The organism is Pseudomonas promysalinigenes (genome assembly GCF_014269025.2).
Classification (GTDB): Bacteria; Pseudomonadota; Gammaproteobacteria; order Pseudomonadales; family Pseudomonadaceae; genus Aquipseudomonas; species Aquipseudomonas promysalinigenes.
The window spans coordinates 4,656,495-4,676,270 of sequence record NZ_CP077094.1 but is presented as its reverse complement, the minus strand read 5'-3'; the positions used below and the strand labels follow the sequence as shown (position 1 = coordinate 4,676,270).

11 protein-coding genes are annotated in these 19,776 nt (G+C 62.3%); 10 read left to right on the top strand and 1 reads right to left on the bottom strand.

The genetic code is table 11. The annotated features are described in order from the left end of the window. Window positions 1–168: 168 nt before the first annotated feature. The 5 genes from hutU (at window position 169) to hutG (ending at window position 6,986) form a co-directional block, all read left to right on the top strand. The gene (gene hutU / locus HU725_RS21190) at window positions 169–1,842 is read left to right on the top strand and encodes a urocanate hydratase (protein ID WP_186476302.1); all 1,674 of its coding nucleotides are present in this window, start codon (window positions 169–171) and stop codon (window positions 1,840–1,842) included. Between the two features lie 66 nt (window positions 1,843–1,908). Then, window positions 1,909–3,441, top strand: coding sequence for a histidine ammonia-lyase (hutH, locus tag HU725_RS21185; protein ID WP_060479938.1), 1,533 nt, complete (start codon window positions 1,909–1,911; stop codon window positions 3,439–3,441). Window positions 3,442–3,559: 118 nt separating this feature from the next. Then, window positions 3,560–4,951 (top strand): amino acid permease, encoded by a 1,392-nt coding sequence (locus HU725_RS21180; RefSeq protein WP_186476303.1) that lies wholly within the window; start codon window positions 3,560–3,562, stop codon window positions 4,949–4,951. Between the two features lie 15 nt (window positions 4,952–4,966). Next, window positions 4,967–6,172 (top strand): imidazolonepropionase, encoded by a 1,206-nt coding sequence (hutI, locus tag HU725_RS21175; RefSeq protein ID WP_186476304.1) that lies wholly within the window; start codon window positions 4,967–4,969, stop codon window positions 6,170–6,172. 10 nt (window positions 6,173–6,182) lie between these two features. Continuing rightward, the gene (gene hutG, locus HU725_RS21170; RefSeq protein ID WP_186476305.1) at window positions 6,183–6,986 is read left to right on the top strand and encodes an N-formylglutamate deformylase; all 804 of its coding nucleotides are present in this window, start codon (window positions 6,183–6,185) and stop codon (window positions 6,984–6,986) included. Between the two features lie 21 nt (window positions 6,987–7,007). Here the strand turns inward: hutG and HU725_RS21165 are convergent, their stop codons facing one another. Continuing rightward, window positions 7,008–12,491 carry a dermonecrotic toxin domain-containing protein gene (locus tag HU725_RS21165; RefSeq protein ID WP_225915503.1) on the bottom strand — a complete coding sequence of 1,828 codons (5,484 nt, stop codon included), beginning with the start codon at window positions 12,489–12,491 and terminating at the stop codon, window positions 7,008–7,010. 207 nt (window positions 12,492–12,698) lie between these two features. On the opposite strand from HU725_RS21165, the gene pip reads away from it, so the two are divergent. The 5 genes from pip to HU725_RS21140 all read left to right on the top strand — a co-directional run bounded on the left by pip (window position 12,699) and on the right by HU725_RS21140 (window position 19,720). Continuing rightward, a complete protein-coding gene (gene pip, locus HU725_RS21160; protein WP_060479934.1) occupies window positions 12,699–13,670 on the top strand; it encodes a prolyl aminopeptidase in 972 nt (323 codons plus the stop codon). Further along, complete coding sequence (dtd, locus tag HU725_RS21155; protein ID WP_060479933.1) at window positions 13,667–14,104, top strand: D-aminoacyl-tRNA deacylase; 438 nt, start codon at window positions 13,667–13,669, stop codon at window positions 14,102–14,104. Before pip ends, dtd begins: the two co-directional genes overlap by 4 nt. 263 nt (window positions 14,105–14,367) lie before the next feature. Then, the gene (locus tag HU725_RS21150) at window positions 14,368–16,104 is read left to right on the top strand and encodes a glucan biosynthesis protein G (RefSeq protein WP_217872368.1); all 1,737 of its coding nucleotides are present in this window, start codon (window positions 14,368–14,370) and stop codon (window positions 16,102–16,104) included. After that, a complete protein-coding gene (gene mdoH, locus HU725_RS21145) occupies window positions 16,097–18,670 on the top strand; it encodes a glucans biosynthesis glucosyltransferase MdoH (RefSeq protein WP_060479932.1) in 2,574 nt (857 codons plus the stop codon). Before HU725_RS21150 ends, mdoH begins: the two co-directional genes overlap by 8 nt. A 252-nt stretch (window positions 18,671–18,922) precedes the next feature. Continuing rightward, window positions 18,923–19,720 (top strand): transporter substrate-binding domain-containing protein, encoded by a 798-nt coding sequence (locus HU725_RS21140; RefSeq protein WP_060479948.1) that lies wholly within the window; start codon window positions 18,923–18,925, stop codon window positions 19,718–19,720. Window positions 19,721–19,776: the final 56 nt, after the last annotated feature.

The following is a 19,776-nucleotide window of genomic DNA, read 5'->3' as shown; positions in this document are numbered from 1 at the left end:
CGGCGCCTGGGACGATGCGCACCGCCCGTTCCCTGCACCAGCATCCTTTCCCTGGCCAGTGGCGAGGTCCGTGAATTTTGGTTGTCCATGCTTGTACATACAAGTAAAGATGTGTTTATCTATCGCTCACGACACATCTGCCCGCGGACAACCGCCAAGGACCTTCCCGTGACCGACAACAACAAATACCGTGACGTTGAAATCCGTGCCCCACGTGGTAACAAGCTGACCGCCAAAAGCTGGCTGACCGAAGCGCCGCTGCGCATGCTGATGAACAACCTCGACCCACAAGTTGCGGAAAACCCCAAAGAGCTGGTGGTGTATGGCGGTATCGGCCGCGCCGCGCGCAACTGGGCCTGCTACGACAAAATCGTCGAAACCCTGACCCGCCTGGAAGACGACGAAACCCTGCTGGTGCAGTCGGGCAAGCCGGTTGGCGTGTTCAAAACCCACAGCAACGCCCCGCGCGTATTGATCGCCAACTCCAACCTGGTGCCGCACTGGGCGAACTGGGAACACTTCAACGAACTGGATGCCAAGGGCCTGGCCATGTATGGCCAGATGACCGCCGGCAGCTGGATCTACATCGGCAGCCAGGGCATCGTTCAGGGCACCTACGAAACCTTCGTCGAAGCCGGTCGCCAACACTATGGCGGCAGCCTGAAAGGCAAGTGGGTCCTGACTGCTGGCCTTGGCGGCATGGGCGGCGCCCAACCACTGGCCGCAACCCTGGCAGGCGCCTGCTCGCTGAACATCGAATGCCAACAGAGCCGCATCGACTTCCGCCTGGAAACCCGTTACGTCGATGAGCAGGCCAACGACCTGGACGACGCCCTGGCCCGCATCGCCAAATACACCGCCGAAGGCAAAGCGATCTCCATCGCCTTGCACGGCAACGCTGCCGAAATTCTGCCCGAGCTGGTCAAGCGTGGCGTGCGCCCGGACCTGGTCACTGACCAGACCAGTGCCCACGACCCGCTCAACGGCTATCTGCCTGCTGGCTGGACCTGGGAGCAGTACCGTGACCGTGCTCAGACCGAGCCTGCAGCAGTGGTCAAGGCTGCCAAGCAGTCGATGGCCGTGCACGTGCAAGCCATGCTCGACTTCCAGAAGCAGGGCATCCCGACCTTCGACTACGGCAACAACATTCGCCAGATGGCCAAGGAAGAGGGCGTGGCCAATGCATTCGATTTCCCAGGCTTCGTCCCGGCCTACATCCGCCCACTGTTCTGTCGCGGTATCGGCCCGTTCCGCTGGGCGGCGTTGTCCGGTGATGCCCAGGACATCTACAAGACCGACGCCAAGGTCAAAGAGCTGATCCCCGACGACGCGCACCTGCACCGCTGGCTGGACATGGCTAGCGAACGCATCAGCTTCCAGGGTTTGCCAGCACGTATCTGCTGGGTTGGGCTGGGCCTGCGCGCCAAGCTGGGCCTGGCGTTCAACGAAATGGTCCGCAGCGGCGAGCTCTCGGCGCCCGTGGTCATCGGCCGCGACCACCTGGACTCCGGATCGGTATCGAGTCCCAACCGTGAAACCGAAGCCATGCGCGACGGCTCCGACGCGGTCTCCGACTGGCCGCTGCTCAACGCCTTGCTCAATACAGCAGGCGGCGCTACCTGGGTTTCGTTGCACCACGGCGGCGGGGTGGGCATGGGCTTCTCCCAGCACTCAGGCATGGTCATCGTTTGCGACGGCACCGACGAAGCGGCGGCGCGAATTGCCCGGGTGTTGACCAACGACCCGGGTACCGGGGTGATGCGCCACGCCGATGCCGGTTACGACATCGCCATCGACTGCGCCAAGGAGCAGGGCTTGGACCTGCCGATGATCACCGGCTGATCGCTGCGCTTGGTTGATACTGAATAACAAGAGGGGCTGCGGCCCCGACAGAATTGGAGTAGCGAAGTGACCGAATTGACCCTCAAGCCCGGCACCCTGACCTTGGCCCAACTGCGCGCCATTCACGCCGCACCTGTACGCCTGCAGCTCGATGCCAGCGCCGCTGCGGCCATCGAAGCCAGCGTTGCCTGTGTCGAGCAGATCATTGCCCAAGACCGCACCGCCTACGGTATCAACACCGGTTTCGGCCTGCTGGCGTCGACCCGCATCGCCAGCCATGACCTGGAAAACCTTCAGCGCTCGCTGGTGTTGTCCCACGCCGCCGGTATCGGCGCGCCGCTCGACGACGCCCTGGTGCGGCTGATCATGGTGCTCAAGATCAACAGCTTGAGCCGTGGCTTCTCCGGTATCCGCCGCAAAGTCATCGATGCGCTGATCGCCCTGGTCAATGCCGAAGTCTACCCACACATCCCGCTCAAGGGTTCGGTCGGCGCCTCCGGCGACCTGGCACCGCTGGCGCATATGTCGCTGGTGCTGCTGGGCGAAGGTAAGGCCCGTCACCAAGGCCAGTGGCTGTCGGCCACCGAGGCCTTGGCAGTGGCTGGCCTTGAGCCGCTGACCCTGGCCGCCAAGGAAGGCTTGGCCCTGCTCAACGGTACCCAGGCGTCCACCGCCTACGCCCTGCGCGGGTTGTTCCAGGCCGAAGACCTGTATGCCGCTGCCATCGCTTGTGGCGGGCTGAGCGTTGAGGCAGCGCTGGGTTCGCGCTCGCCGTTCGATGCACGTATTCATGAAGTGCGTGGTCAGCGTGGCCAGATCGACACCGCCGCTTGCTTCCGTGACCTGCTGGGCGATGCCAGTGAAGTGTCGTTGTCGCACAAAAATTGCGACAAGGTTCAGGACCCTTACTCGCTGCGCTGCCAGCCGCAGGTCATGGGCGCCTGCCTGACCCAGATCCGCCAGGCAGCCGAAGTCCTGGGCATCGAGGCCAACGCGGTATCGGACAACCCGCTGGTGTTCGCCGCTGAAGGTGATGTGATCTCCGGCGGCAACTTCCATGCCGAGCCGGTGGCCATGGCTGCTGATAACATCGCCCTGGCGATCGCCGAAATTGGCTCGCTGAGCGAGCGTCGCATCTCGTTGATGATGGACAAGCACATGTCGCAGCTACCGCCGTTTCTGGTGGAAAACGGCGGGGTGAACTCAGGGTTCATGATCGCCCAGGTGACTGCTGCCGCCCTGGCCAGCGAGAACAAGGCCTTGTCCCATCCGCACAGCGTCGACAGCCTGCCGACCTCGGCCAACCAGGAAGACCATGTGTCGATGGCCCCGGCCGCAGGCAAGCGTCTGTGGGAAATGGCCGAGAACACCCGTGGTGTGCTGGCCATCGAATGGCTGGGTGCATGCCAGGGGCTGGACCTGCGCAAAGGCCTGAAGACCTCGGTGAAGTTGGAGCAGGCGCGCCAGGCGCTGCGCCGTGAAGTGCCGCACTACGACCGTGACCGCTTCTTCGCGCCGGATATCGAGGCCGCTGTGGAGCTGTTGGCCAAAGGTAGCCTGACCGGGCTGCTGCCTGCCGGTGTACTGCCTAGCCTGTGATGCCCCTGAGTCGCCATGCGGCCTTTTCGCGGCTGAAGTCGCCCCCACGATTAGCGTAGGAGCGACTTCAGCCGCGAACTTCCACCTCACGACCACAAAAACAATTCAAGGACGTGACATGCAACAAGCTCAAGGTCTAAAACGCGGGCTCACGGCCCGCCACATTCGTTTCATGGCCCTTGGTTCTGCCATCGGCACTGGCTTGTTCTACGGCTCCGCCTCGGCCATTCAAATGGCCGGCCCAGCGGTACTGCTTGCCTATCTGATCGGCGGCGCGGCGGTATTCATGGTCATGCGTGCACTGGGCGAAATGGCCGTGCACAACCCGGTGGCGGGTTCCTTCGGCCACTACGCCACCACCTACCTCGGGCCCATGGCCGGGTTCATCCTCGGCTGGACCTACGCGTTCGAGATGGTCATCGTCGCTATCGCCGATGTCACTGCCTTCGGGATCTACATGGGCTTCTGGTTCCCCGAGGTGGCGCGCTGGATCTGGGTGTTGGGCATCGTCTTCGTGATTGGTGGCCTGAACCTGTGCAACGTCAAAGTGTTCGGCGAAATGGAGTTCTGGCTGTCGCTGCTCAAGGTGGGCGCCATCGTGGCGATGATCCTGGCAGGCCTTGGCATCATGGCGTTTGGTTTCAGCCAGGTGAGCGGGGAGCATGCAGCGGGCATCGGCAACCTGTTCGCGCATGGCGGCTTCATGCCCAATGGCGTCGCCGGACTGGTCGCCTCGTTCGCCGTGGTGATGTTCGCCTTTGGTGGCATCGAGATCATCGGCGTGACTGCAGGTGAGGCCAAGGACCCACAGCGTGTCATCCCCAAAGCGATCAACGCCGTGCCCCTGCGCATCCTGCTGTTCTACGTACTGACCCTGTTCGTGCTGATGTGCCTGTACCCGTGGCCGCAGATCGGCAGCGAAGGTAGCCCTTTCGTGCAAATCTTCAACAATCTGGGCATCGGCTCGGCAGCTGCGGTGCTCAATGTCGTGGTGATCTCGGCTGCTGTTTCAGCCATCAATAGCGACATCTTCGGCGCGGGCCGCATGATGTACGGCCTGGCCCAGCAAGGGCATGCGCCACGTAGCTTCGGCAAGCTGTCCAGACACGGCGTACCGTGGATGACCGTAGTGGTGATGGGCTCGGCGTTGCTGATCGGTGTGTTGCTCAACTATCTGATCCCGGAAAACGTGTTTCTGTTGATCGCCTCCATCGCGACGTTTGCCACCGTGTGGGTGTGGTTGATGATCCTGGTCACCCAAGTCGCCATGCGCCGCAGCATGAGCCGTGAAGAGGCTGCGGGGTTGAAGTTCCCGGTCCCGTTCTGGCCCTACGGCCCGGCCATGGCCATTGCCTTCATGGTGTTCATTTTTGCTGTGCTCGGTTACTTCCCGGACACTCAGGCGGCCTTGCTGGTCGGTGTAGTCTGGGTGGTGTTCCTGGTGGCGTCCTACCTGCTGTGGTGCAAGCCCCGTGCAGGCAAGCACGCCCCAGTTGAGCTGCACCGCTAGTCAAGGAGATTGCACATGAGAACCCTCTGGCATAACTGCCAAGCGGCAACCATGGTAGAAGGCCGTTACTCGATCATCGAGGATGCGGCCATCGTCACCCAGGCCGGGCTTATCGAGTGGATCGGCCCCCGCGCTCAATTGCAGATATCGGCGCTTGAACGCACCGTGGATCTGGACGGCGCCTGGGTCACTCCGGGCCTGATCGATTGCCACACCCACGTGGTATTCGGCGGTAACCGCAGCGATGAGTTCGAACAGCGCCTGCAGGGTGTCAGTTACGCCGAAATCGCTGCCCAGGGCGGCGGTATCGCCAGCACCGTGCGGGCCACCCGTGCGGCAAGCGAGGATGAACTGTTCGCCAGTGCGCGCCAGCGCGTTCAGGCATTGATGCGCGACGGTGTGACGACCCTGGAGATCAAGTCCGGTTACGGCCTGGACTTGGAAAACGAACGCAAGATGCTGCGCGTCGCTCGGCGCCTGGCTGACGAGCTGCCGCTCACGGTGCGCGCCACCTGCCTGGCCGCCCATGCCCTGCCGCCGGAGTACGCCGGCCGGGCGGACGACTATATCGCGCATATTTGCGATCACATGCTGCCGGCATTGGCCGCCGAAGGCCTGGTGGATGCGGTGGACGCGTTCTGCGAGCACTTGGCGTTTTCCCCGCAGCAGGTCGAGAAAGTGTTCATCAAAGCCCATGAGCTGGGCCTGCCGGTGAAACTGCATGCCGAGCAATTGTCTTCGTTGCATGGCTCCAGCCTGGCAGCGCGCTACCAGGCGCTGTCGGCCGATCATTTGGAGTTCATGACCGAGCAGGACGCGATCGCCATGGCCGCCGCAGGCACCGTGGCCGTGCTGCTGCCAGGGGCGTTCTATTTCCTGCGTGAAACCCAGCTGCCGCCAATGGACGCGCTGCGTCGGCACGGCGTGAAGATGGCCCTGGCCAGTGACCTCAACCCTGGCACATCGCCAGGTTTGTCGCTGCGCCTGATGCTGAACATGGGTTGTACCTGTTTCCGGATGACGCCAGAACAAGCCCTGGCCGGCGTCACGCTACACGCAGCCGCGGCCCTGGGCCTGGAGGGCAGCCACGGCTCCCTTGAAGTTGGCAAGGTGGCCGACTTCGTCGCCTGGCAAATCGATCGTCCTGCCGACCTGGCCTACTGGCTAGGCGGCGATCTGCCCAAGCGCGTGGTGCGCAAGGGTCACGAAATCTGTATTTGAGCGAGGTGCCATGGACAACGTACTGAGTTTCCACCAAGGCCGCCTGCCACTGCTGATCAGCATGCCCCATGCAGGCTTGCGCCTGAGCGATGCGGTGCGCGACGGCTTGGTCGAGCAGGCGCAAGGGCTGCCTGACACCGATTGGCATATTCCTAGGTTGTACGACTTTGCCCGTGACATGGGCGCCAGTGTGGTGGCTGCGCAGTACTCGCGTTTCGTCATCGACCTGAACCGCCCGGACGACGATAAACCGCTGTATGCCGGTGCCACCACCGGCCTGTACCCGGCGACCCTGTTCGAAGGAGAGCCGCTGTTCAAGGCTGGTTTGCAGCCTTCGCCTGAGGAGCGGGAACGGTACCTGGAGCAGATTTGGCGTCCATACCACAACACCCTCCGCCGCGAACTGGACCGCCTGCGCGAACAGTTCGGCTACGCCCTGCTTTGGGATGCCCACTCGATTCGTTCGCGGATCCCGCACCTGTTCGAGGGCAAGTTGCCCGACTTCAACCTGGGCACCTTCAACGGTGCAAGTTGCGATCCAGTACTGGCCGAGCGTCTGCGGGCGGTATGCGAGCAGGCCGCGGGCTACAGTCATGTGCTCAACGGCCGCTTCAAGGGCGGGCACATCACCCGGCATTACGGCGACCCGGCCAAGCACATCCATGCGGTGCAGCTGGAGCTGGCGCAAAGTACCTACATGGATGAATTCGCGCCCTTCGCCTACCGGGAAGACCTCGCACTGCCAACACAACAGGTGCTCAAGGCCTTGCTGCAGGCACTGTTGGCCTGGGGCCAGGCGCGCTATGCGCACTGAACCCAGGCCAGGGCGTGGCGATCAGTCGTCGTTGTTCACGAAGGTGATGGTCAGCTCGCGCAGCAATTGCTGCTCTTCCTGCGCCTTATCCGCCAGCAGGCCCTGCTGCAGGTCGAGTTCTACCTGAAGCGGGTGGTCGGCGCTGGCAAGGTCCAGCACCCGCTGGCGAAAACGTGCTTCGACTTCATCGAAGCGGGGCGCGTTTTCGGCCCGCAGGCGCGCCGTCCAATCGGCGTTAGCCAGCAGGTAGTCGATGAACGCATCACCGTGTTCACTCTGGCGCACATGCTCCAGCACGCTGGACAGCTCGCCACGGGCCAGGTTGGCTGCACCTCGAAAGCGCATGCTGTCGGCAATCGGCAAGTCCAGTTCCTTGGCAAGTTCACGGCGGTAGGCCAGGCGCACCGATACCAGGTCGCCGGAGCCCGTGCGAGTGCTGGCCAGCTTCTCCAGCTGGCCCATGCGAAACAGCTGCAATAGCCGCCTGCGCAGGGTTTGCAGGGTATCGCCTGCATCAATCAGCACGCGTTTGCTCAACAGGTAGAGCTCAATGTTGTTGAACTCTTGCAGGGCGCCGTCGTGGCAGGTCTGCGAGCCGGTTTCGGGGTCGGGCAGGGCGGCTGCAGCAATGCTCTCCAGCAGTGGGCGTTCCTCGGGGTTGGCTACCGCTGCCACCAGCATCAGCCGAACGCGCTCAGTGAAGCTGGCCCGAGTGGTGAGGTCGACGAATGGCGCAGCATTGTGCAAACGGCCAACCAGGCGCAACAGGTCGCTGCCTTCGAGTTGTTCCCAGCAGGCTTGCAATGCCTCGTTTTGAGCGGCATTGCCCAGCATCCAGTCGGCCATCCTTGGGGTGTCGTCGCTGAGCATGGGGAAGTGCGGGTGGTCCAGCGAACCCTCACTGGAGGAGCTGGCCAGCAGCAGGTTATCCGGAATGTCCAGCGCGAAGGAATAGCTGCGTTGGCTATCGGAGAAAGCGCGCACACGCAAGATGGTCTCCATGGGCAGAGGGTTGTCGAACAGCGAAATCGAGGAAATCGGCAGTGCGTTGTTCAGGTTCGAAAGGATGTGTTCGGGCAGCTCGGTGATGCTGTTAGCGCTCAAGTCCAACAGTTCCAGAGGCAGCAAGTCGTTGCACCACGCAGGCCAAGCTTGCAGGTTCATGTTGGTCAGCCCCAGTGAGGTCAGGTTCGCGGCCAGGCTTGCAGGGGCTTGGGTTATGTTGCCGATGCGGTTGCCTGACAGGTCGAGCGATGTCAGGTGCTGCAGCTGGGCCAGGGTGTCCAGCATGGCCTGGTCGACTTCCAGGCCCATGTTGCGAACCTCAAGGTATACCAGCCGAGGCAGGCGCAGTAGCGCCGTGGCCAGCGAGCCGTTGGCACCTTGATGGGCATCGATGACAAGCCGGGTAACGTTGGGAAAGCGCCCGAGCAGTTGGTCGAGCTGCGAAGCATCGCCGCGCAGGCGGGTGAGCACCACCGACGTCACACGTTCACCGAAAAACGCCGGTAGCCGCCGGGGGAAGTTCTCCAGCGCCACCTCTTCCAGTACCAGGCGCAGGTACTGCTGACCACGTTCCTGTCGCTCCCAGAATTCGTTGATCGCCGTGGCTATTCGCTGCCGGTCTGCCAGGGTGGCTTGGGTCAGTGGTTGGCTAGAGCTCGACGCTTGGGCCCAGCCGTCGATCGCTTCGCGCAACTGTTGTCGCTCGTTGCGGATGCGTGCCAGGCGCTGATCGAGTGCCGGGGTTTGGTCCAGCGCTACCTGTGCAGTGGCCGGATGCTCGCTCAGCAGTAGGCGCTGCAGGTGCGTTTCATTGATGTTGTTGCCTTGCAGCGAGATAACTGGTGGCCGGATGAGTGTTTGGGTTTCAGTGATCAGGAACGAGGGCAACGAAGTCAGGTTGTTTTCCTGAAGGGAAAGATGGCCGATGCGTGCCAGGGCATCGCTGCCGATACCCAGCGGCCATTGGCTCAGTTGCATTCGGTTAAGCCCTAGATAGTCCAAGGAAAACAAATGGAAGCTTGGCCGGTCACCACTTTGCTGCAGGCGGTTGCCACTGAGGTCCAGATGGCTGAGCTGAGCCAGCCCTGCCAGCTCGGTCAGATGGCTGCCGGTCAGGGCGATGTTCTGATTGGTCAGCGCCAACCTACGCAGGTTGGGCAAGGCAGTGGGGATGCTCGATACACTGGCCTGCAGTAGCGAAGGGGTGGCGCGAGGATTGTAGGGCCTGCTGATTTCCAACGATTCGAGCTGCGGCATCAACCGGAACAAGCGCTGCATCAAGCGCTCACTCTGCCCCCAGCCCGCGAGCGGGCCACTTGGCAGATCGAGCAGGTGCAGGTTGTGTATACGCTGATAGAAAAAACCAGGCAGGGTCATCGGGATATCGGTCAGTGGCACGCCCTGCACGCTAAGCTCGGCGCTGCGCGAGGCGTCATCTTGTAGAGCGGTGTCGTACCAGTGCTGCATGATCGATTCGCGCAGAGCGTCATAGGCGCGAGCCGCTTGGTCGGAGGCTGGCGAAATGGCTTCGCTCCAGTCGTCCAGCCGGCTTTGCAGTTCGTTGCGCTCGTCCAGCAGCGTGGTCAGATATTCCAGAATCTGCAGCCGATTGCGGCCATTGCTGGCAATGGATGACAGAAGCTGCTCGGCTGGCCTGCCAGTGCGCTCCGGGATGCCCGTTGCTCTGAGGGTGGCCAGCAAATGCTGGCGTGTGCTGCCTTGGGCTTGGTCGTCGCCGCTGCTCAGTGGGTACCCCAGCCGCCCATCGGCAAGGCGCAAGGGGGAGCGGTAGCCTGGGCGAACAGGCTGCATGCCCAGCGCCCGGCGCAGGGCTTGGCGGGGTAATAGTGGGCTCTGCTGCATAAGTTGCTGGAGGGCTTTGCCGTCGGTTGCGCCAAGCTGAGCCATGGCTTGGGGCAGCGCCTGGTGCAAGGCATCATAGATGTTTGGGTGAACAGGCACCGTTGCCCCAGGCTGGCTGGTATCGGTGACCAGATAACCTGCGTGTGCGTGGGTCAGGGTGATATAGGGCCGGGTGTCCTGCGGGCCGATGGCATGGTGTTGATCTGGCCAGAATCTGCGCTGCAGGAGCTTGAGTTTGGTTTCGACGGGCCAGCCCGGCAGCTGTGTCAGGGTTTGCAGGATCAGCCGGTCACTGTCCCAGCTTGGTACCCCGGCCAGGTGCAGGCCCTCGTAGGCGCGGGCAAGCCGCACCTGTTGCTGATACACGCGGATTTCTTCGGCCAGGCGTAGGGGCACCTTGCCCGAGGCTAGCGCTTGCAGTTCCTGGGCATTGGCATTACCCAGCAATTCCTCGATAACCAGGCCGGGTAGGGCGGGGTAGACACGCTGGATGAGCTCGCCGTGAAGGGGCAGGGATGGCTGAAGACGCTCGTAGGCCTGGGTGAACAGTGCAGGCAAGGCTGGGTTGCCTGGCGTCTGACGCACGCCCTGGTCGAGCTTGAAGCGTTGCAGCGTGTCTTCGAGCAACGCCGGCAGCCTTAGATTCTGCGCGAGCACCCGGCGTAAGGTGCTTTGCTCGGTGGCACTGATCTGGAGGATGCGTTGCAGTGTCGTTTCATCGAAATGCGCACTCAAATGGCCAAGGCGGCGCAGCAACCTGCTGCCTGCCCAGTGCCGTGGTTGGTCACCGGGCAGCAGCCAGGCACCGCTGCCGTTGTGGGCCAGCAGCGGTGAGTAGCGATGAGGTGCCGTGGGGTGCCGCAGACGGTATTGGTCCGTCGCGGGCGTTCGCTCTACCTGGTATTGCTGGCCTTCGATCACCAGCCACTGTTTGCCCTGGTGCATACGCAGGCCACGTTCGTCCGTTTGCAGGCCTGCCGGTAGCGGTTGGTCGCTGTGATAAGGCCGCAGGTCGGATTTCCACAGGCGTATCCGCCCGTCGGGCATCTCAACGTCTTGGAGTTCTTCGATGAACGACGGTGTTTCCACTGCGAGGCGCTCAGGGTACGGGTCTTCACTAGGCTCGCCCTTCGCGCCTTTCAACGCCTTGTGCGCCGCAGCGAAGGCGGCCATGAGTGCGACGTTTTCGATCACGTCGACCAAGTAATTGAACGCGGTGTCGCGTTCGTCGTTGTGCCAGGCCTCGATGCCGTCATACACCTCGAAGGCCAATTGGGTCACGCACACTGCCAGCATCAACTGACCAAGGCCGGGCACGAAGAAACCGGCAATATTCAAGCCGGTCAACGCACGCCCGAAAATCAGCTCGCGGTGCATCTGGGCGCTGCGGCGGTCGACGATTTCAGTGGGGATGGCATGGTACAACGCGTCTCGTTCGTGGCGCTCTACCTTCTGCAGCGCCATCATGCTCTGGAACGCGTGGGTGAAGGGGCGCATGACCGGGTTGAGGCTGGCCTGGGTGTCCGGCAGGCGCTCGAGCAGGCCCCGGCTGCTCCATCGAATGGGGGTCAGGCGATCGGCCAGGCGGCTTTGCACAGCGGCTTTGTCCCGCTCGGGGATATGCGCGTCCAGATAGGCGATGTTGGCCCGCAGCCGGTCGCTCAGCTCGTTTTCCAGTGCGCCGATAGAGGGGAATGCCTTGAGCGGGGTCTGTTCATCCTGGGCCACATAGAGGGCGTGAGTCAGTTGCCCGTTGCCTTGCCAGGTGATCAGAATGACGCCGGTCAGTTCGGCCTCCCATAGGCTAAGGGTGCTGAAGGTGAGTGGCGCATCTGCAGCCGGGGCCTGATCCACTGGCGTTGCAAGTGCTGCGTCGTAGAAGCCTTGGTCAATATCGCCTTTGAGCCGGGCGAAGTGTAGCGATTGGCGCCACGCCGAGGCTTCGGCCTTGCCCAAGGTCTGATAGACCTCGAGCGCGACTTCGTCGGCGCTGCGCTCGGCAGTGGCAGCAGGGTAGTAGATGGCATGCACCAGTGCGTGGTAACCGCCACCGATGTCCAGGTTGCGGCAAAGCTCAGCAAAGGCTTCGGCGCTTATGTCCAGAGCGTTGGTGATGGGTACGGTGCCCATGAACCTGCGGTGGTCGACGATGACCGACCTTTTCAGCAGCGCGTTGGGGGCGTCCATGCCATGCTCGCCTGCGGCCTGGGCGTCGAAATTGTGCATGGCGCACTGCAGCAGCGAGCGAGTTGCCCGATTCACTGCCTGACGGCCGTCGATGGCATTGCTTGTGTCGATCAGGCGCGCATCGATCAGGTAGGTGTGGTCGACATCAATGGGCTGCGCAGGCTCGAACCTTGCGTTGAGGGCGTCGCTCAGTGCGGCTCGAGCGTAGCTTTGCAGGTCAGGCAGGTGGGCGAACAGTTTTTGCACATCGGCCTGGTGCTCGCGGTGGCGAGCATGTTCTTCGGCCCAGGCTCTGGCGACATCGGGCTGGCGCGCGATCGCATCGGCCAGCCAGGCAGGCGCCTGTTGCCAGTTTCGCAGCTGACGGTGCAATGCAGGCGGGCTGCGTTTGAGCCACGCAGGGATGGTGTTTGCAAGGGTGGTGTAATGCACGTTCGGTGGGGTTGGCATGCGAGCTCCAGTGCGTGATCAAAGCAAAGGACGTTGCCTGCCCAGCCAGATGAGTGAGTGGTAGATATGTGCGTTGCACTGCGGCTGACCATGGCGCTTCGTTCCCCGTAAAATCGGAATGCGAAGAACCTGCTCTGACGCATGCTCAAAGTGCAATTCAGGTTTATGATGGCCCACGGCTGAACCAATCCTCACACGGAGTGCGCAATGCAGACCCTGTACCCGCAGATCAAACCCTACGCCCGGCACGATCTGGCCGTGGAAGCGCCGCATGTGTTGTATGTCGACGAAAGCGGCTCGCCCGAAGGTCTGCCGGTGGTGTTCATCCACGGTGGCCCCGGTGCCGGGTGCGATGCTCAGAGCCGCTGCTATTTCGACCCTAACCTGTATCGCATCATCACCTTCGATCAACGCGGCTGTGGGCGCTCCACCCCGCATGCGAGCCTTGAAAACAACACCACCTGGCACCTAGTCGAGGACCTTGAGCGCATTCGCCAGCACCTTGGGATCGACAAATGGGTGCTGTTCGGCGGTTCGTGGGGCTCGACCCTGGCCTTGGCCTATGCTCAGACCCACCCCGAGCGCGTGCATGGCCTGATCCTGCGCGGCATCTTTCTGTGCCGCCCGCAGGAAATCGAATGGTTCTACCAGGCCGGCGCCAGCCGCCTGTTCCCTGACTACTGGCAGGACTACATCGCGCCGATCCCGGCAGAAGAACGTGGCGACCTGGTCAAGGCCTTCCACAAGCGTTTGACCGGCAATGACCAGATTGCCCAGATGCATGCAGCCAAAGCCTGGTCCACATGGGAGGGGCGCACCGCAACGCTGCGGCCCAACCCGCTGGTGGTGGATCGTTTTTCCGAGCCGCAGCGTGCGTTGTCGATCGCCCGCATCGAATGCCACTACTTCATGAACAATGCCTTCCTGGAGCCGGATCAGCTGATTCGTGACATGCCCAAGATCGCTCACCTACCGGCGGTGATCGTGCACGGCCGCTATGACGTCATCTGTCCGCTGGACAACGCCTGGGCGCTGCATCAGGCCTGGCCGAACAGTGAATTGAAGGTGATTCGCGACGCAGGTCACGCCGCCTCCGAGCCGGGTATCACCGATGCTTTGGTGCGTGCCGCCGACCAAATGGCCCGCCGCCTGCTCGACCTGCCCCTGGAAGAAGCATGAGGGGCTTGCTGCAGCGCGTGCGTGGCGCCAGGGTGGAGGTGGGCGGGGAAATCGTCGGCGCCATCGACCAGGGCTTGCTGGTTCTGGTCGCCGTAGAGCCTGAAGATACCCGCGAACATGCCGATAAGCTGTTGCACAAGCTGCTCAACTACCGGGTATTCAGTGACGAGCAGGGCAAGATGAACCTGTCGCTCAAGGATGTCGGGGGCGGTTTGCTGCTGGTATCGCAGTTCACCTTGGCGGCCGATACCCGCAGCGGCATGCGCCCCAGCTTTTCAACTGCGGCGCCACCGGCGCTCGGAGCGCAATTGTTCGACTATCTTTTGAGCAAGGCCCGCGACCAGCATGCCGATGTGGCCAGTGGGCGTTTTGGTGCAGACATGCAGGTGCACCTGGTCAATGATGGCCCTGTGACATTCTTGTTACAAATATGAGGTCGAAAAACCCCTTGTTTGGAAGAAAACAAGGGGTTTCGTACGATAAATAGTTGATCCAGCCTGATGCGTTGTAACGCGACCTGCTGGATAATCGCGCGCTGCGTGAGCCTGCGTTCGCAGGTTCGTTTCACTCTGACTCGAGCGTTGTCTGGACCTGTTTGGGGAATCATTAGGCCCTGATGGGGTCCGAACAGTGCTCGCCAACCCGGCATTTGTCGCTGGCCGTTGGTTTCATGATCTGTTTTCGGCGAGGGTTGCTCGTGATTGTTAGTCCCCATAAAGCATCAAGAATCCCCGGCACTGGGTTGCGCAAGGCCCTGATGGCCAGTGTGGCACTGGTCGGCCTGATGAGCGCGGGCCAGCTGTGGGCATTCAATCTTGACGATGTTGCAGCCAAGGCAAAGGATCTGGCCGGCCAGAAATACGAAGCACCGAAAAGCAATTTACCTGCCGTGTTCCGCGACATGAAGTTTGCGGATTACCAGAAAATCCACTTCCTGCGCGAAAAAGCCGAGTGGGCCAACGACAAGACTCCATTCAAGCTGTCGTTCTACCACCAGGGCATGCACTTCGACACGCCGGTGAAGATCAACGAGATCACCGCGACCAAGGTCGAGGAAATCAAGTACGACTCCAGCCGCTTCGAGTTCGGGGACGTGCCACACGACCCCGACACCGTGAAGAACCTCGGCTACGCCGGCTTCCGGGTGCTGTACCCGATCAACAAGGCCGACAAGCAGGACGAGATCATGACCCTGCTGGGGGCCAGTTACTTCCGCGTGGTCGGCAAGGGCCAGGTGTATGGCCTGTCGGCCCGTGGCCTGGCAATCGACACCGCGCTGCCGTCGGGCGAAGAATTCCCGCGCTTCACCGAATTCTGGGTGGAAAAGCCCAAACCGGCCGACAAGCACCTGGTGATCTACGCGCTGCTGGACTCGCCGCGCTCCACTGGGGCCTACAAACTTATTCTGCGCCCAGGCACCGATACCGTGGTCGACGTACAGTCGCGGGTGTTCCTGCGTGACCAGGTCAGCCGCCTGGGTGTCGCGCCGCTGACCAGCATGTACCTGTTCGGCCCCAACCAGCCGTCCAAGGTGCTGAATTACCGCCCAGCGCTGCACGACTCCGAAGGCCTGTCGATCCATGCCGGCAATGGCGAGTGGATCTGGCGCCCGCTGAACAACCCGAAACACCTGGCCGTGAGCAATTTCAGCGTCGAGAACCCGCGTGGTTTCGGCCTGATGCAGCGTCAGCGCGCCTTCAGCGCCTACGAAGACCTCGACGACAACTACCAGAAGCGCCCAAGCGCCTGGATCGAGCCGAAGGGCGATTGGGGCAAAGGTACCGTCGACCTGGTCGAAATCCCGACAGCCGACGAGACCAACGACAACATCGTTGCTTTCTGGAGCCCGGAGAAGTTGCCTGAACCAGGCAAGCCGTTCGAGTACGCCTACCGCCTGCACTGGACGCTCGACGAGCCGCAGTTCCAGGCCCCTGAGCTGGGCTGGGTCAAGCAGACCCTGCGCTCGACCGGTGACGTCAAGCAGTCCAACCTGATCCGCCAGCCAGACGGCAGCGTCGCCTTCCTGGTCGACTTTGCTGGCCCGGCCCTTGCTGCCCTGCCAGAAGACGCCCCGGTGCGCAGCCAGATCAGCGTCGGTGACAACGCCGAGGTGGTAGAGAACAACCTGCGCTACAACCCGGAGACCAAAGGCTGGCGCCTGACCCTGCGTTTGAAGGTCAAAGAAGCCAACAAGTCCACGGAAATGCGCGCTGCCTTGGTACGCGACGTGCCGGTCGAAGTAGCCACGCCTGCTGCTGAAACCAAAACGGAGAAGGCTGTGGCCAAGCACGGCAAGCACGATAAGGCTGCCAAGGCGGAGCCAGCCAAGGCTGAACAACCTGCCGCCGATGCGGCATCCACCAACGGGACCCCGGCCACCACCGAGAAAGTGCTGACCGAGACCTGGAGCTATCAGTTGCCTGCCGATGAGTAACTCAAGCGCAAGGCCGGAATCGCTTGGCGAATACCTGGCCCACCTCCCTCTGAGCGATGAGCAGCGTGCGGAACTTGCCAGCTGCACCTCGTTCAGCGAGCTGCATCAACGCCTGGCGGCCACCCCGGCCGCCAACGGCACCGAGGCCGTGCAGGCCTCGGTTGGCCCGCGCCTGACCGTGGGCAGCGCCGCCGAACTTGAAGACGCAGAAATGCTCGGCGTCGACGGCAGCGGCCGGCTGTGCCTGAAGATCGCCCCGCCGATCAAGCGCACCAAGGTCGTGCCTGAGCCATGGCGTACCAACCTGTTGATCCGCATGTGGCGGCGCATGACCGGCCGCCCCAATGCCCCGCAGCCGCCCAAACGCGAGCTGCCGGCAGCGCGCTGGCGCACGGTCGGTTCGATCCGCCGTTACATCCTGCTGACCCTCATGATTGGCCAGACCATCGTCGCCGGCTTCTATATGAAGGGCATCCTGCCATATCAGGGCTGGTCGTTCGTCGACCTGGACGAAATCGTCAATCAGCCGCTGTGGGACACCGTGGTGCAGGTTTGGCCGTATGCCCTGCAAACGTCCATTCTGGTGCTGTTCGGTATCCTCTTCTGCTGGGTTTCTGCAGGTTTCTGGACCGCGCTGATGGGCTTTCTCGAGCTGCTCACCGGGCGTGACAAGTACAAGATCTCCGGCAGCAGTGCAGGCAACGAGCCCATTGCTCCCGAAGCGCGTACCGCGCTGGTGATGCCGATCTGCAACGAAGACGTGCCGCGGGTGTTCGCAGGGTTACGGGCGACTTTCGAATCGGTGGCTGCCAGCGGCAACCTCGATCGCTTCGATTTCTTCGTGCTCAGCGACACCAACGACACCGACATTGCCGTGGCCGAGCAACAGGCCTGGCTGGACGTGTGCCGCGAAACCAAGGGCTTTGGCCGCATCTTCTATCGCCGCCGCCGCCGCCGTGTGAAGCGCAAGAGCGGTAACCTCGACGACTTCTGCCGTCGCTGGGGTGGCGAGTACAAGTACATGGTGGTGTTGGATGCCGACAGCGTCATGAGCGGTGAATGCCTGAGCAGCCTGGTGCGCCTGATGGAGGCTAACCCGGATGCGGGCATCATCCAGACCGGGCCGAAGGCTTCGGGCATGGACACTCTCTATGCGCGCATGCAGCAGTTCGCCACCCGTGTGTACGGCCCGCTGTTTACTGCCGGCCTGCACTTCTGGCAGCTGGGTGAGTCGCACTACTGGGGCCACAACGCGATCATCCGCATGAAGCCGTTCATCGAGCACTGCGCGCTGGCGCCGTTGCCCGGCAAGGGGGCGTTCGCCGGGGCCATTCTGTCCCACGACTTCGTCGAAGCAGCGTTGATGCGCCGTGCCGGCTGGGGTGTGTGGATCGCCTATGACCTGCCGGGCAGTTACGAAGAACTGCCGCCCAACCTGCTCGACGAGCTCAAGCGCGACCGCCGCTGGTGCCACGGTAACCTGATGAACTTCCGCCTGTTCCTGGTCAAAGGCATGCACCCGGTGCACCGTGCGGTGTTCCTCACTGGGGTCATGTCGTACCTGTCGGCGCCGTTGTGGTTCTTGTTCCTGGTACTGTCCACTGCGCTGCTGGCGACCAATACGCTGATGGAGCCGCAATACTTCATCGAGCCGTACCAGCTTTACCCGCTGTGGCCGCAGTGGCACCCGGAGAAGGCCGTGGCGCTGTTCTCCACCACCATCGTGCTGCTGTTCTTGCCCAAGCTGTTGAGTGTGATCCTGATCTGGGCCAAGGGCGCGGTCGAGTTTGGCGGGCGCATCAAGGTCACCCTGTCGATGCTGATGGAGATGTTGTTCTCCATGCTGCTGGCGCCGGTTCGGATGATCTTCCACACCCGCTTCGTGCTGGCCGCGTTCCTTGGCTGGGCTGCGACGTGGAATTCGCCGCAGCGTGACGATGACTCCACCCCGTGGAGCGAAGCGGTGCGTCGCCATGGCCCGCAGACCCTTCTGGGTATCGCCTGGGCTGGGCTGGTGGCGTGGCTTAACCCAAGCTTCCTGTGGTGGCTGGCGCCGATCGTCGGTTCGCTGGTGCTGTCGATCCCGGTGTCGGTGATCTCCAGTCGCACCCGCCTGGGCCTTGCAGCCAAGGACGAGAAGTTGTTCCTCATTCCAGAGGAGTACGCAACTCCCCAGGAGCTGTTGGCGACCGACCGCTACACCCACGAAAACCGCTGGCATGCGCTGCATGACGGCTTCGTGCGCGCAGTGGTTGACCCGCGGCAGAATGCCCTGGCCTGTGCCATGGCCACCGCCCGCCACGGCCATGCCGCGCCGATCGAGGCGCTGCGCGCCGAGCGCGTGGCCAAGGCGCTGGAAGTGGGGCCCAAGGCACTGGACCTCAATACCCGCCTGGCGCTGCTCAGCGACCCGGTAGCCTTGAGCCGCCTGCACGAACAGGTGTGGGCGCAGCACAATGCGGCGTGGATCGATGTGTGGCGTGCTTCGATCAACAACGACCCGCATTCACCGCTGCTGCCACTGCATCCGGAGCAAGAGGGCCAGCCGACCCTGGCCGGCGCCTGACGGAGCCTATTCGCGGGTGAACCTGCCCCACGGTCACTGCGCCGCCTCACGGTCGGCGCGGTACTTGTGGGAGTAGGTTCACCCGCGAAGCTTTTCACCACCCAGGCCGATTTTGGCCAACAAAGTCCCCGCCGGCTCTAGGTCCCAGGCCCGCCATGCGTTAGCATCCGTCTCCGATAATGCGCATCGGCCAGTACGGCCGTGCCAAGACAATAAGATTCGCTTCTTTACTTGTTAGGGGACTTGGTGATGATCAAGCAATACCTTTCGCGACTGTTGGTCGGTGTCACCGCCCTGGTCGCCGTAACGGCAGCCCAGGCCGGCGCTATCGACGATGCAGTCAAGCGCGGCACCTTGCGGGTGGGCATGGACCCAACCTACATGCCGTTCCAGATGACCAACAAACGCGGCGATATCATCGGCTTCGAGGTCGATATCCTCAAAGCCATGGCCAAGTCCATGGGCGTGAAGTTCGAGGCGGTTTCCACGGCCTATGACGGCATCATCCCGGCGCTGCTGACCGACAAGTTCGACATCATTGGCAGCGGCATGACCCTCACCCAGGAACGCAACCTGCGCCTGAACTTCAGCGAGCCCTTCATCGTGGTTGGCCAGACCCTGCTGATCCGCAAGGAGCTGGCTGGCGAGATCAAGTCATACAAAGACTTGAACAACGAGAAGTACCGCCTGACTTCCAAGCTGGGCACGACCGGCGAAATGGTGTCCAAGAAGCTGATCGGCAAGGCCAAGTACCACGGCTACGACAACGAGCAGGAAGCGGTGATGGACGTGGTCAACGGCAAGGCTGACGCTTTCGTCTACGACGCACCCTACAACGTGGTGGCGATCGAGAAGGTCGGCGCTGGCAAGCTGCAGTTCCTCGACGAGCCCTTCACGTACGAGCCACTGGCCTTCGGCCTGAAGAAAGGCGACTACGACAGCATCAACTTCATCAACAACTTCCTGCACCAGATCAAGCATGACGGGACCTACGATCGTATTCACGACAAGTGGTTCAAGAACAAGGACTGGCTGAAGGAAATGGAATAAGGCTCAGGCCACAAGCCTAGCTTTTGCCCCCGACGCGCAGGTAAACCCTGCGCGTT